11 protein-coding genes are annotated in these 13,532 nt (G+C 57.3%); 3 read left to right on the top strand and 8 right to left on the bottom strand.

Translation table 11 applies throughout. The features are described 5' to 3' along the window. Nucleotides 1–8: 8 nt before the first annotated feature. The 3 genes from YBN1229_RS14025 to YBN1229_RS14015 all read right to left on the bottom strand — a co-directional run bounded on the left by YBN1229_RS14025 (nucleotide 9) and on the right by YBN1229_RS14015 (nucleotide 2,595). Complete coding sequence (locus YBN1229_RS14025; RefSeq protein WP_052743949.1) at nucleotides 9–776, bottom strand: CPBP family intramembrane glutamic endopeptidase; 768 nt, start codon at nucleotides 774–776, stop codon at nucleotides 9–11. Between the two features lie 38 nt (nucleotides 777–814). Beyond that, on the bottom strand, nucleotides 815–1,438 hold the full coding sequence (locus tag YBN1229_RS14020; RefSeq protein ID WP_046480450.1) for a 2OG-Fe(II) oxygenase: 624 nt from the start codon (nucleotides 1,436–1,438) through the stop codon (nucleotides 815–817). Between the two features lie 116 nt (nucleotides 1,439–1,554). Then, nucleotides 1,555–2,595, bottom strand: a complete 1,041-nt coding sequence (locus tag YBN1229_RS14015) for a mitochondrial fission ELM1 family protein (protein WP_244464923.1) — start codon at nucleotides 2,593–2,595, stop codon at nucleotides 1,555–1,557. Nucleotides 2,596–2,803: 208 nt separating this feature from the next. On the opposite strand from YBN1229_RS14015, the gene YBN1229_RS14010 reads away from it, so the two are divergent. Then, the gene (locus tag YBN1229_RS14010; RefSeq protein ID WP_046478627.1) at nucleotides 2,804–3,283 is read left to right on the top strand and encodes an Lrp/AsnC family transcriptional regulator; all 480 of its coding nucleotides are present in this window, start codon (nucleotides 2,804–2,806) and stop codon (nucleotides 3,281–3,283) included. A 21-nt stretch (nucleotides 3,284–3,304) separates the two neighbouring features. On the opposite strand, the gene greA is transcribed toward YBN1229_RS14010, so the two are convergent. The 5 genes from greA to carA form a co-directional block, all read right to left on the bottom strand. Continuing rightward, nucleotides 3,305–3,778: a transcription elongation factor GreA gene (gene greA / locus YBN1229_RS14005; RefSeq protein ID WP_046480454.1), complete on the bottom strand. Its 474-nt coding sequence runs from the start codon at nucleotides 3,776–3,778 to the stop codon at nucleotides 3,305–3,307. A 115-nt stretch (nucleotides 3,779–3,893) separates the two neighbouring features. After that, on the bottom strand, nucleotides 3,894–7,175 hold the full coding sequence (gene carB, locus YBN1229_RS14000; protein ID WP_046478628.1) for a carbamoyl-phosphate synthase large subunit: 3,282 nt from the start codon (nucleotides 7,173–7,175) through the stop codon (nucleotides 3,894–3,896). A 182-nt stretch (nucleotides 7,176–7,357) separates the two neighbouring features. Then, on the bottom strand, nucleotides 7,358–7,975 hold the full coding sequence (locus tag YBN1229_RS13995; RefSeq protein ID WP_046478629.1) for a hypothetical protein: 618 nt from the start codon (nucleotides 7,973–7,975) through the stop codon (nucleotides 7,358–7,360). 98 nt (nucleotides 7,976–8,073) lie between these two features. Continuing rightward, nucleotides 8,074–9,207, bottom strand: coding sequence for a ChaN family lipoprotein (locus YBN1229_RS13990; RefSeq protein ID WP_046478630.1), 1,134 nt, complete (start codon nucleotides 9,205–9,207; stop codon nucleotides 8,074–8,076). Next, on the bottom strand, nucleotides 9,204–10,376 hold the full coding sequence (gene carA / locus YBN1229_RS13985; RefSeq protein WP_342027546.1) for a glutamine-hydrolyzing carbamoyl-phosphate synthase small subunit: 1,173 nt from the start codon (nucleotides 10,374–10,376) through the stop codon (nucleotides 9,204–9,206). Before carA ends, YBN1229_RS13990 begins: the two co-directional genes overlap by 4 nt. A 449-nt stretch (nucleotides 10,377–10,825) precedes the next feature. Here carA and YBN1229_RS13980 point away from each other — a divergent pair, with 449 nt between their 5' ends. Then, the gene (locus tag YBN1229_RS13980; protein WP_046478632.1) at nucleotides 10,826–11,293 is read left to right on the top strand and encodes a GatB/YqeY domain-containing protein; all 468 of its coding nucleotides are present in this window, start codon (nucleotides 10,826–10,828) and stop codon (nucleotides 11,291–11,293) included. A 301-nt stretch (nucleotides 11,294–11,594) separates the two neighbouring features. Beyond that, on the top strand, nucleotides 11,595–13,529 hold the full coding sequence (dnaG, locus tag YBN1229_RS13975; RefSeq protein WP_046478633.1) for a DNA primase: 1,935 nt from the start codon (nucleotides 11,595–11,597) through the stop codon (nucleotides 13,527–13,529). Nucleotides 13,530–13,532 lie beyond the last annotated feature (3 nt).

The raw sequence follows: 13,532 nt of genomic DNA, 5'->3' as shown, positions 1-13,532 counted from the left end.
GAGGCCTCTCAAAACGCCCATTTGATCATGGAGAAGTTCGAGACGCCGGTGAAGAAGTAGTGGCCGAGGCCGACGGTGAAGACGAGCCAACCCCAAAGGGTGTGTTCCAGCCAGACCGCCCAGAAGGATCGTGTGGCTTCGTAGCGGTAGGCCAGCAAGGTGCCGATGACGGCTGTCCCGGCGATTGCGATCCAATTGCCGAAGAGAAAATGGGCAAAGCCAAAAAGGATGCCGTTGGCGAGAATGAGCGCGCCGCGTTCCTCTCCGAAGAGGGGGCCGTAGCGGTGGAAGAAGAAGGTGCGATAGACGAGTTCCTGCACCGGCACGGACAACATCGGGTACAGGATCATAATCCTTTCCCATGTCTCCGGACGTTGAAGTGGGAAATTGAGGTAACGCGCTGGCATCTCTTGCGCGACATATGCTGCGACCATGCCGCCCGCGATGGCGCAGATCGCGAGCATGGAAAACAGTTCTTTCGGACTCGGCAGACGGATCAGCTCGCGCCGCAGGTAGAACGTCCGGTCCCAAAGCAGAAAAACAATAAAGGCGAGTAGTACGGGCTGCAAAACGACAAACAACGGGACGGATTCGCTGTGTACAGCGTAGTCCAGCGCGATAGGCAGTCCGATGAAGAGCCCCAGCATTTCGATGAGCAGGAGGAGACGTCGCAAAAGCGATGGGACGGCATAGCGCTGTTCGCGCGGCAAAGTTCCGCCGGCGGCGAGGCCGGGCTCTCGGAGCAATAAGCGGTTTGTGCTGGATACTTCCGCCATTCTTCGCCGCACACCTGCCTTGTCAGAGCGGATTTCCGTTAGCTGGCGGCTGTCATCTTTTTGACGGCGGCTGAAAGCGAATGGCGGATCTTGTGCCAGCCCTTGCTGCCTTCGCTGGTCATCCAATTCATTTGCAGCGAGCGCCGCTGGCCTTCGAAGGGATGATGACCATGCCAGGAATTGTCCGAGCGTTTGAAGACTAGGAGAGTGCCGTTGTCCGGAGGAACTTCAGCGACGTAATCGTCCACGTCGGTTCCGTTACGCAGGATGCGCAAGCGCCCGCCGTCCTGGTTCCAGTTCTCATTGAGATAGAGCAGGACCGTGATGATCTTGTCTTTTGAATCCGTATGGATGCGGCCGTCTTTCGCTCGCGTGTAGCCACGCAGGGAGTACATCTTCGGGCGGCCTTCAAGCTCGACTGCAAACTTTTCTTCGATGGCACGCTGGAAGTCAGGGCCGTCCAGCTCCTCGATGACCTCTTTGATGGTCATGTTGGATTCGAGGCTTTCGATCGGGTAGGAGCCACCCTTTTCGATATTCGGATAGGTTTCGGTGATTTGGCGGATACTGTCCGGCGACAGGAACCCAGGTACGATCGTGTGGAGATAAGGCTCGGTCTCGAGGCTGGCGTCCCGGAGAGCGTTAAGGTTCAAGTGCGCCATGCGGATCATCCCTGATGCTTGAAAAAGGGGTTCCTGATCGTCGTCTGTCGTCTTAGCTAGGGCAATGTTCTGCCGGAAATGGGGCCGCGCGCCCAGTTAAAAGACCGCGCGCCTTCTTAACTCATAATACCCGAGAGCATCTGCTTACGCTTTGCGTAGCGGTGATTGATCTCACCGGCAATCCGGGCGGCGGAATCAAGCGGTTCATAAGTCCAGTTTTCGAGGTTTTCAAAGACTGTCGGCAAGGGCCGTGTGGCCCCATGCTCGGCCAATCCCTGGTGAAAGCGCGCGAACTTCGCCGAACCGCCGGACGGCGTGAATATGTAAACGGGCTTTCCAGTGGCGCAGGCTTCACCGCACATGTTTACGCTGTCCGCCGTCACGATAAGAATATCGGCAGCGGCCAGAAAATGTGGATAAGGATTGGCGCCTTCGCCCGTCCAGAGGATGCAAGGGGCATCGCGCGTGGCGTCCTCGGCGGCTGCGATGAGGCGTTGGTGAGTTCGCCGTGATGGCGTGATCAGGAAACTGGCCCCGAGTGCGGATAAGGATCTGAGACTGGCCGCGAAACGTGCGTCATCATCCTCGGTAAATTTGTAGACGCCGTTCTTTCCACCTAGAACAACGGCGACGCGCGGGCTTGGCAGGACTTTGATTTCGTCAGGTAGTTCGTCGGCCAGCTGCTTCAAGCGCGCCGGCGTGAAGCTGTGCGGAGAGGTCAGGGTCGCCAAGACATTGGGGCCGCGGCGCTTATCGTGTTGCGGTACCCAAATCAAATCAGCGGTGCCGGGGCCTGATTTAGGGTCTTGAAGAACGACGGTGTATGTTTGGGGACCCGCAAGTTTCTTGATGGCACGGATATAGGGAATGCTGGCGCGCCCTGTGGCAATGGCGACGGCGGGCCAAGGTGGTGCAAACACGCTGCCGGGCTGCCCCAATTTTGCTGCGGGATCGACTGGTCCCCAAGGCGCCAATATGCGCCAGATCCCCGATGGGTCGACGTCCTTCATCACGTAGTCGAGGCCCAAAGCATCGGCGACGCCCTTGGCCTGGACCACCATGCCCGCTTTGCCATCGGTGATGATCCAGCCCTTTCGTCCAGCCAGAGAACTGGCTGGGGCGGGTGATTGACTGAAAGGTTGTGTCATGTCGGTCATACGGCGGTTTTGACTGTTACTGCGCCTATTGTCGAGTGCGCAAAGGGTCTGAGTGTCTCTTTGCGAGAACTCCCGTTGCCCCATAGGCGGCATACGCTGGCGCGCAATATTATTTCTCTCGTTGATGATAAGGTTGCGCATTATTGCGCCTTGCCCGGCGTTATCCTACCGTCAGGCTGAACGCTGTCCACGCTAGTCCAGGATTGTGATGGGACACACACTCGATACCATTGATTGGAAAATACTGCGGGAGCTCCAGAGCGATGGTCGAATCACGAACGTCACGTTGGCGACCCGCGTTGGACTTTCCGCGCCCGCGTGTTTGCGTCGCGTGCGTGCGCTGGAAGAGTCTGGGTTAATCGCCGGCTACACGGTGCTTCTAGACGAAGTTGCGCTGGGCTTTTCGCTCACGGCTTATGCAATGGTTGGATTACACAATCAGGCCGAAAGCGATCTTCGGGCGTTTGAAAATTTGATCCTGAGCTGGGTATACGTGCGCGATGCTTACATGTTGTCCGGTGAAACGGACTACATGCTGCGCTGCGTCACCCGCGATCTAGCCGAAATGCAGGAGTTCGTTCTCAACGAGCTTACCGCCGCCCCAAATGTAGCGAGCGTGAAGACGTTCTTGACGATCCGTCGCGTCAAACGGGAGCCTGGCATCGCGGTGAAACTGCCGACGGGTTAGCCCTGTCGGCAGCCGCCCAGACTATTTCCAGTCAATGTTGAGAATTTCGAACGAACGGGCCCCTTTAGGCGTCGTCACCTCGGCAGAGTCGCCTTTGGACTTGCCGATGAGTGCACGTGCGATAGGCGAAGAGATCGAGATCTTTCCGTCGCGCAGGTTGGCCTCCAGATCGCCCACAATCTTGTAGGTCACCTCTTCGTCGGTGTCTTCGTCGACGAGTTTGACTGTAGCACCGAACTTCACGGTATCGCCGGACAGCGTCGATACGTCGATGACGTCGGCGCGCGAAAGCTTGTCTTCAAGCTCCGCGACCTTGGCCTCGTTCAAGCCCTGAGCTTCTTTCGCGGCGTGATACTCCGCATTTTCGGAGAGATCGCCGTGCGCCCGCGCTTCCGAGATCGCTTGAATGATGCGCGGGCGTTCTTCCGATTTCAGGCGGTGCAGCTCCTCTTCGAGCCTGCGGAACCCTTCGGTCGTCATGGGTACCCGTTCCATCGCCATAGCTTAACGTCTCCTGCGTGGCCCGGCTGATTGGCCGGGACCAATAGACTTTCTGTCAGTGTACGCGTTTTGAGGTTGCTGCCCAGCATTACGCTCAGGCTGCGAGGGACTAACTTATGCGGCTTGTAAAGCTCTGCAACGGCGCAACTTTGATACCGTCTCCCTTCAGTGCCCTAATTGCGCGGGTGACAGCAACTGCGCCGGCAAGGGTTGTATAGTATGGAATGTGGTGAAGCAAGGCTGTTCGGCGGATATCCTTAGAATCCGCAAGTGCCTTGGCTCCTTCAGTTGTATTGAACACTAGCTGCACCTCGCCATTTTTCATGGCGTCTACGATATGTGGCCGTCCTTCGAGGACTTTATTGACCACTTCGCAAGCAACGCCGTGCTCCTCCAAGTAACGCTTCGTCCCTCTCGTCGCGAGGATTTTGAAGCCCATCGCCGACAATTCTTCCAAGGGCGCCACAATACGAGCCTTGTCGGACTCTTTTACTGAGGCGAAGACTGTTCCGGCGAGGGGTAGCGGTTGGCCGCCACCAATCTGGCTTTTGCAAAAAGCCATGGCAAAGTCCGTGTCAATGCCCATGACCTCACCGGTCGAGCGCATTTCTGGGCCCAGAATTGGGTCAACACCGGGGAAGCGCGCGAATGGGAAGACAGCTTCCTTGACCGCGATGTGATTGAGCTTCGGCGTCTTGAGATTGAAGTCGGCCAGCGGACGACCCGCCATGATCTGTGACGCAATCGCTGCGATGGGGAGACCGATGACCTTCGCGACGAATGGTACCGTGCGCGAAGCCCGCGGATTGACTTCCAGGATGAAGACTTCGCCATCCTTGATTGCGAACTGAATGTTCATCAGGCCGACGACGTTGAGCGCGATTGCCAGGTCCTGCGCCTGACGTTCCATTTCGGCGATGATAGTCGGGTCAAGAGAGTGAGGTGGTAGAGCGCAGGCGGAATCGCCAGAGTGGATCCCGGCTTCCTCAATGTGCTCCATAACACCCGCAATGAACGTGTCCTTGCCATCCGACAGACAATCCACGTCAACCTCGACCGCGTCCGATAGGTAGCGGTCAATGAGTAGCGGGCGGCGGTCGGAGACGATCAGCTCGGAAGGCCGATCCAGGGTAGCGGACAGGCGCGTGATGTACCGATCGATCTCATGGCCGTCATGGACGATTTCCATGGCGCGTCCACCCAACACGTAAGATGGCCGGATGACGACTGGATAGCCGATCCGATCGGCGACGGCGCGTGCTTCGCCGGGTGTTCGTGCAATGCCGCTGGCGGGTTGCTTGAGGCCCAGTTTCTCGATCAGTTCCTTAAAGCGGTCGCGGTCTTCCGCAAGGTCAATGGCATCGGGCGACGTGCCAAGGATCGGGACGCCGGCCTCTTCGAGCGCAGCGGCGAGCTTCAGCGGCGTCTGACCACCGAACTGAACGATGACGCCCTTAAGCTTGCCATTCTTGGATTCGGTACGGACGATTTCAAGCACGTCCTCCGCCGTCAGCGGTTCGAAGTAGAGGCGGTCGGACGTGTCGTAATCGGTTGAAACCGTTTCCGGGTTGCAATTGACCATGATGGTTTCATAGCCCGCATCCGTTAGGGCGAAACAAGCATGGCAGCAGCAGTAGTCGAACTCGATACCCTGGCCGATCCGGTTCGGACCGCCGCCGAGGATAATGATCTTTTCGCGATCGCTGGGCTGGGCTTCGCAAGCGGGTTCATCCACCAAGCCGGACTCGTAAGTGGAGTACATGTAAGCGGTCGGAGATGCGAACTCTGCGGCGCATGTGTCGATGCGCTTGTAAACCGGCGTTACACCGAGCGACACGCGCAGGTTTGTAACGTCAGCTTCTGACATCTTCGCGAGCGTTGCCAACCGTCCGTCTGAGAAACCCATTGCTTTGAGCACCCGCATTTGGCGTGCGGATTTCGGCAGGCCATGGGCTTTGACGCGCGCTTCCATGTCGATGATTTCCTGCAAACGCGCCAGGAACCAAGGATCGATCTTGCAGAACGCGTGGACCTGCTCGTGATCGAGGCCAAGCCGTAGGGCTTGGGCGACCTTCAAGAGGCGGTCAGGTGTTGGTCTGGAGACGGCAGCACGGATGACATTCTTGTCGTCACCCTGGCCAAGACCCTCAAACTCGATATCGTCGAGTCCCTGCAGGCCTGTCTCCATCGAGCGGAGCGCTTTTTGCAGGCTCTCGGCGAATGTACGACCAATCGCCATGACTTCGCCGACGGACTTCATCGATGTGGTCAGTGTGGAGTCGGCGCCCGCGAATTTTTCGAACGCGAAGCGGGGAATTTTGGTGACGACATAATCGATCGTAGGTTCGAACGAGGCGGGTGTGGCTCCCGCTGTGATGTCGTTTTCCAATTCATCGAGCGTGTATCCAACTGCAAGCTTCGCCGCGATCTTTGCGATCGGGAAGCCTGTTGCTTTGGAAGCCAACGCAGAGGAGCGAGACACGCGTGGGTTCATCTCAATGACGACAAGACGGCCGTCTTGAGGGTTTACGGCGAACTGGACGTTAGACCCGCCGGTTTCAACGCCGATCTCGCGCAGCACCGCGATGGAGGCGTTGCGCATGATCTGATATTCTTTGTCAGTGAGGGTCAGCGCCGGTGCGACAGTAATGGAGTCGCCAGTGTGTACGCCCATTGGGTCGATGTTCTCGATCGAGCAAATGATGATGCAGTTGTCAGCGGTGTCGCGAACAACCTCCATCTCATATTCTTTCCAGCCGAGAACGCTTTCTTCAACGAGCACTTGGCTGGTGGGCGAAGCATCCAAGCCGCGCTCAATGATCTCAAAGAACTCTTCGCGATTGTATGCTATTCCGCCGCCTGTGCCGCCCAGCGTGAACGAAGGCCGGATAATGGCTGGCAGGCCAACGAATTCCAGTGCGGCTGAGGCTTCGTCGCGATTGTGCGCCAGTTGGGAACGTGGCGTTTCCAAGCCGATTTTCCCCATAGCCTCGCGAAACAGCTGACGGTCCTCGGCCTTGTCTATGGCCTCCGCATTCGCGCCGATCAGCTCAACGTTCAGTGCAGCGAGCCGACCCTGCTTGAAGAGAGTTAGGGCTGTGTTGAGCGCGGTCTGGCCTCCCATTGTCGGGAGGATTGCGTCGGGGCGTTCGATCTCGATGATCTTGGCGACGACATCGGGTGTAATCGGCTCGATGTATGTCGCGTCGGCCAGATCGGGATCGGTCATGATCGTGGCTGGGTTCGAGTTGACCAGGATGATCCGATATCCTTCGGCCTTCAGCGCTTTACAGGCCTGAGTGCCGGAATAGTCGAACTCGCAGGCTTGCCCAATAACAATGGGCCCCGCGCCGATGATGAGGATGGACTTGATGTCTGAGCGTTTCGGCATATCGGGGGCGTCTTCTATTGCAGGGCAAGCTCTTTGGCTATAGGGCGCTTGCGCATGGTTTGTCGCGGTCGGCCGCGAAGCGGGCGATTTTGAGAATGTAGAGTAAAGATTGTGGTCGTCGTTGTTTTCAGGCAGCAACCGACAGCTGCTGCCTATGTTGTCGTGCGGGAGAGATCCGCGCTCTAATTGCTGGTGGCCGGGGGCTCAATCTTGATCGAGTCCGGATAAGTGTACTTCGCCGTGAAGAATGGGCGCTCGGGTTTGCCGACAGGCGCGACCTCGTTGCGAACCGGGCGACCTGTTTCAGGATCGACGTAAAGCCGGCGTACCGGTAGCCCTTCAGCATGGTTGCCATTCTTCTCAGGTTCGGTGCCTACGTAGAGCTTCATTGGGCGGCCGTCTAGTTCCGCGTCTACACCGCATTTGTAGCTTAGCGGATCCTTAGGCGGATCAACGACGGTTTGCCTCATTTGCTCGTGGAGTTCCTCTGCAAAATCGTCCGGCATGACTTTCCAGCCTTCTCCGTTATTGGACCAGGCCTGATTGCCGATCAGAATAATTTCGCTCGGCTTTGGGTCCGTGAGCGATTTCGCGGTCTGATGCAGCTTATTGGGCAGAACGTAGTCGACGGTCATTTGCACGAGACCGCGTTCGTTAATCAGGTTCGAAACCATGCGGAACGAGCCAGCTTCGCGTTGTTTGGCAAAAGCCGCATCGACTTCTTCGTTGCATGTAGCGGCATGTGCGGTGGCCAGCGGAAGTGATAGAGCAACAAGCGTGAGGGCGAGCAATCGGCGCATAATATTAACTCCGTTGGGAACCGTCGGGCTGCAATCTTTAAATCCAAGGGCGAGGGAGCAGGCAAGCCTACCGATTTCATCATCCTTTAAACGATCAACTACGGCTTCACATCTGTGGCTCTATTCCGCGCCGGTTCAGATTTCTTTTCAGTTGAAGGGGTTGGAGCACCTTTGCTCATATCTTTTCGCATCTTCTCGCACGGGTCAGGCCTGTCAGTGCGCGGTGTAAAAACGACGTAATCAACCGCAGGTTTCCCTTCAGGCGTACTGTCAACGTATGCTGCGGGGTTCGTTTCGCCAGGGCGGACCTCCACATGTGCAATACTGACGATCTGCTTCGGGGTGACACCTCGTGCCATGAGGAAAAAAGGAACTCCACGGTCGCGTCGAACATGGCCGTTGCCTGCGATGAGTATGGCTCCCTTGTAGGGGCCGACTGATAGCATGGCGTCCGCCATGGTGGCATCGCGGAAGCGTTGGACGCGGGCCATGGCGGGGAACGCAGCCTCCGGAATCAGCCCACAGTGACTTTTTCCGATTTCCGCTGTGAGTGCATTTTCCAGATCACTTGAGAACGCGATATCGAGGCCCAATCGCTTAATCTCGCCTTGTGAAAGAGCGTTGTCCCAGTCCTTGGAGACCTTGCGGCTCAGCTCCTTCGACGGGCTTGCTGGTACGATCACGAGCTGTTCGTAGAGCGCCTGGGATATAATTGGTTCGTATATCTTGAAATCCGGCCAGCCTGACTTGTCCCATTCAAGAAAACGGGCAAGCGCCTTTGGGGGGCGAGGGCGTGGAACTTCTACATCGCGCCCGTAGAACCTATCGAGAGCCGCATATTGATCGGCACGGATCATTTCCATGGCGATCACGTCGATCTGCGGGTGCCCCTCAACGATGCGGGCGCCGCGCAGTTTAGAGACCGCCCGGATGGCCCAGGCTTGCCACAAATGGTGATCTGGATTGTCGTGAATTTCGCCGAGCAGCACGAAGCGTGCGAGTGCCAGCGCGCGGCCCATATCTTGTGCTGAGACAACGGTGTTCGAGGCTGTCGCGTAGATTTTCCCAACGAGCGGGTGATCACGGTCGAGTGTGGAAACCCAGTCCGTTGGAGGGGAGGGGACATCTCGATTGTCGGCTCGCGGAGCCGATACGTTCACGAGCATCAGTATCAAGATGAGCGCGACGAACGTAGCGACTGGGCGCCGTAGCATCGAGAAAAGTGTCTTCACCGTGCCACCGATCCCGCAGGCATCGAGCGCTTATGCTCCCGGATGAGTTCCATAAACCGCGTGAAAAGGTAGTGGCTATCCTGTGGGCCGGGAGAGGCTTCTGGATGGTATTGTACGGAGAAAACCGGTTTACCTTCCAACGTGATCCCGCAATTGCTGCCGTCGAAGAGCGATCGGTGGGTTTCCTTTACGCCGTCTGGGAGACTCTCGCGATCAACCGTAAACCCATGATTCATGGATGTAATTTCGACTTTTCCCGTCGCGTGGTCCTTGACTGGGTGATTGGCGCCGTGATGCCCCTGGTGCATCTTTCTGGTTTTAGCTCCGAGGGCTAAAGACAGCATCTGATGACCGAGGCAGATGCCGAACATCGGCAACCCCGTATCGATCAACTTCTTGATCTCTGGCACCGCATAAGTGCCTGTGGCGGCCGGATCGCCTGGGCCGTTGGATAGAAAGATGCCGTCGGGCTGGCGTTCAAGAACGTCGGTGGCCGTTGCTGTGGCGGGCAGAACTGTAACACGGCATCCGGCACTGGCCAGACAACGCAAAATGTTGCGTTTAAGGCCATAATCAATAGCGACCACGTGGAATTCGGGATTCTCCTGCCGCTCGTATCCGACATTCCAGCGCCAGCGCATCTCATCCCACGTATAGGATTGTCCGGTGGTAACGTCCGGCACGAGATCCATGCCATCAAGCCCTGGCCATGCCGCAGCATCGGCGGCCATCTTCTCGATATCGAATTTGCCGGAGGGTTCGTGTGCGATGACGGCATTCGGCATGCCCTGCTTGCGAATGAGCGCGGTCAAAGCCCGGGTATCTATGCCGCCGATCGCAATAATGTTGCGAGCCTTCAACCATTGATCGAGGTGGGCCGTCGCACGGTAGTTGGAGGGATCACTGATTGGTGCGCGCAGTACACAGCCACGGACGGCGGACGTAGCAGCGAGATTGGAGGTTTCGCCGTCTTCGTCATTAACGCCGACGTTGCCAATGTGCGGAAATGTGAATGTGATGATCTGGCCGGCATAGGAGGGATCAGTCAGAATTTCCTGATAGCCGGTCATCGCCGTGTTGAAGCAGACTTCACCGATTGCAGAGCCGGTGGCGCCCAGTCCTTGACCTGAAATGACTGTGCCGTCCGCCAAAACAAGGCGTGCCGTCAAGGGTTCGTCATCCCATGAGGCCGGAGCGTCTTTGAAGGGGGTTGAAGTCAACTCGAACTGTCCCGATGTTGCATTGCCGCGGGCCCGATATAAGGCGTTCGGCGGGCAGATACAGCCCTGCCGCTCGTTCCAGTAACCGGAAATATCATTAAGGTTGTGTGCTTATCGGCTGGTGGCGGGAAGTCAAGAGAGCCTAGCTCAAGTTTCCATACTCCCCGACGTTCTATGCGACTTTTTTCGACAACAGGCTAAATACGTGAAGGGTGCTTGCAGGTATTGGCCTTGCCCTCTAAACCACGCGGGACTTGCCGCCGCGAAAAGCGCGATATCGGCACACAACGGCTCAGGTAGACACTGGCGCCACTTTTGGCCATGGATACAGACAGTTCCGGCACATAGGCGTCCCGCAGCCCAGCTCCCGGCTGTGGAATTTACGTTATGGAGGCGATATGCGCGAACGCATCAACCAAGCGATGAAGGACGCAATGAAATCTGGCGAGAAGGCCAGGGTTTCGACTTTGCGGCTCATAAACGCGGCAATTAAGGACCGCGACATCGCCGCACGTGCCGATGAAAAGGGACAGACGACCGGCAAAGACCGCGCGGACGAGCAAGATATACTCGCATTGCTGCAAAAGATGATTAAGCAGCGCCGCGAAGCGGCCGACACCTACCGTCAGGCAGGCCGGATCGAGTTGGCCGAGAAGGAAGAAGCCGAGATTCCCATCATCGAAGAGTTTCTGCCGCAGCAGATGAACGAGACAGAGATGCGTGCGGCCGTGAAGACCGTTATGGATGAGGTGGGCTGCAGCGGCTTGAAGGACATGGGACGCACCATGGGTGTGCTGAAGGAACGATTTGCCGGTCAAATGGACTTCGGCCGGGCCAGCGCGATGGTCAAAGAGGAACTGAAGTAGCCTCTTTGAACCAAGTTCCTGTGGAAAGCGGGTAGAGAGCATGGCGCTTTGCTTGCTCCAGGCCTACCCCAGGACGAATCGCTCTAATCTCTGTGGATAGCGTCGTTTTTTGTGCGCTCTCATGAAGCGTTCGAGCCTTATCTGCGCGTTGGTGCGGATGACGCGAGCGCTGCAAGCGGGGTTGAAGGCGATATCGCGCCTCAATCAAGGGGAAAATCGAGATCGCTCAAAAATCTGCAGGCAGGCTCGCCCGGCAGGTTGAGGGCGATACGGTTAGAGAACTGCGATCGAGATACCGCTGATGCGTTTTCCACCTCACATTCTCGATGAGATTCGCTCACGCCTGTCTGTCAGTCAGGTGGTTGGGCGCAAGGTGGCGTTGAAAAAGCAAGGGCGTGAATTCGCAGGCTTGTCCCCCTTTAAGACTGAAAAGACGCCTTCCTTTTTCGTGAATGATCAGAAGGGGTTCTACCATTGCTTCGCTTCGGGTGAGCATGGTGACATCTTCACGTTTCTGATCAAGACGGAAGGCTTGTCGTTTCCTGAGGCCGTCGAGCGTCTGGCGGAAGAAGCGGGTGTTACGCTGCCAAAACCGGCGCCGCGCGATCCCGAATCCCGGGCGCAGGAAGACGAACGGGAACGTCTTTACCGCCTCCTGGAAACGTCGGCGAAGTTCTTCGAAGATCAGTTGCATACGCGCGATGGCCGGGAAGCGAGCGGCTATCTTGTTCGCCGCGGCCTAAGTGAAGCGACGGTCAGCGGGTTTCGCTTAGGATATGCGCCTCATGATCGGACACGGCTGAAAAGCTATCTAAGTGCGGCGGGTTTCACCGAACGTGAGATGATCACGTCGGGAATGTTGATCGGCGGGCCGGATATTCCAACCTCGTATGATCGTTTTCGCCATCGCGTGATGTTCCCGATCACCGATCATAAGAGCCGGGTGATCGCATTTGGTGGACGCGCGCTCGATGATGGCCAGCCTGCTAAGTATCTCAATTCCCCCGAGACGCCGTTATTTCATAAGGGTTGGGTTCTTTTCAATCTTGCGGCGGCTAGGCCGGCCGCGCATGAGGCTTCGCGCATCATCGTTGTCGAAGGCTATATGGACGTGATTGCTTTGGCGCAGGCTGGCGTCAAGGAGGCGGTCGCGCCGTTGGGTACGGCATTGACGCAAGAACAGGTGCAGCTGTTGTGGCGGATAGCTCCCGAACCCATCTTATGCTTCGACGGCGACAGCGCTGGGCGCAAAGCGGCGCATCGAGCGCTCGATACTGCTCTTCCGCATCTGAAGCCTGGAGTTAGTTTGTCTTTCGCGTTCATGCCGGATGGCCTTGACCCGGATGATATGTTGCGCCAATCAGGTCGAGAGGGGTTTGAAGGCGTTATGGCGCGGGCACGGGGCTTTGCCGATGTGTTGTTCTCCCGCGAGTGGGATGCAGGGGATTGGTCAACGCCGGAACGACGGGCGGGCCTGGAGTTGCAGATCCGCAAGTTGACCGCTCAAATTACGGATGACGCGGTGCGTTCTCACTATGAACGCGATATGCGCGATAGGTTGTTTAAGGCCTGGAGGCCGCAACCTGGAGCTGGTGCGCAGCCTGCGCATGCGTCAGGAAGTATGCGGAAACCTGCTTACGGTGCGCCGGCCGCCGCCGGCAAGTGGAGTAGTGGGCCTCCTGGTAAGGCTGCTCGACAAGGAACCCGCGTTGCAGCTAGCAGTAGTTTGAAGCAAAGCCGGCTGGTTGCCGCGGGTGGAGGGTTCCCGCAGAGAGAAGTGCTCCTGATACGGACATTGTTAAATCATCCGTGGCTTGTCGCCGATTACGCCGAGGAAATCGCCGATATTCAGTTCAGTGCAGAAGGATTGGCGAAGATCAGAGATGGGGTTCTATCTGCTCAAGCGACCGAGAAATCACTTGACAGAAACGAGCTTCGTTCTCATTTGACCTGTTTGGGACTTGACAAGTTCGTCGAACTTGTCGAGCGCTCTATTACGCACCGGTGCGATAAGTTTGTCGAACCCGAAGCCGACGCCGCAGAGGTGGAGACTGGCTTTTGCCACTCCCTCGCGCTCCATGAGAGCCAAGTCGGGCTTCAGAGTTCGCTTCGTGCGGCTTGGCACGAAGAAGACAGCAGCGCAGCATTGGCGCAGATCTGCGAGATCAAGCGGCAACCGTCGACGGAGGCGGAGCCTGCTCTTTCCCCAGTCAAGTCGGGGGATAGTGAGGCTTGAGAG

This window comes from Candidatus Filomicrobium marinum, from assembly GCF_000981545.1.
Lineage (GTDB): Bacteria > Pseudomonadota > Alphaproteobacteria > Rhizobiales > Hyphomicrobiaceae > Filomicrobium > Filomicrobium insigne.
The sequence above is the reverse complement of the archived record's forward strand: the minus strand, read 5'-3'. Positions and strand labels throughout refer to the sequence as shown.